Raw genomic sequence first — 564 nt, 5'->3', positions numbered from 1 at the left:
TACTCGATGCCGCCGCCGACGGCCCAGCCGGTGCGGAAGCTGTCGTTGCCGGCATAGCCGCCGAAGGAGCGGTCGGCGCTGCCGGAGCCGTAGGCGAAGCCGCCGGTGCCGTACACGAGGGTGCGGTCGAAGGCGTAGCCGAGGCGGCCGCGGACGGTGCCGAAGAAGTCGAGGCTGGAGAGGCCGCGCGGGTCGGTGACGTAGTAGCCGGGGGCCAGCGCGCCGGAGATGAAGGCGCTGTTCCGGTTACGGCCGAAGTCGAGGTACTGGGCGTCGGCCTCGACACCGATCACGAGGCCGGAGCCGGGGGTGATCTGCCAGTTGTAGCCGATCTGACCACCGCCGGAGAAGCCGTCCTGGCTGCGGTTGCGGAAGGAGGCGACGGTGCCGGGGGCGGCGTAGGGGAAGGGGACGGCGAAGGTGTTGCCGGTGTTGCGGTCGCTGGCGTCGAAGGCGTAGCCGGCGTTGATACCGAAGTAGGCGCCGGTCCAGGTGAAGACCGGGACGGGGGTGAACACCGGCGGCGGGGCGGCGCGGCGCGGCAGGTCGGCGGCCGAGGCGGCG

The 564-nt window shown here is 72.5% G+C and carries 1 protein-coding gene; it reads right to left on the bottom strand.

The annotated features are described in order from the left end of the window. Positions 1-564: outer membrane protein (locus tag ACLBYB_RS32725; RefSeq protein ID WP_447701368.1), on the bottom strand; the 564-nt coding region annotated here is incomplete at both ends.

This window comes from Methylobacterium sp. D54C (assembly GCF_053345595.1).
Note: the sequence above shows the minus strand (reverse complement) of the source record. Positions and strands in the feature narration are given on the sequence as shown.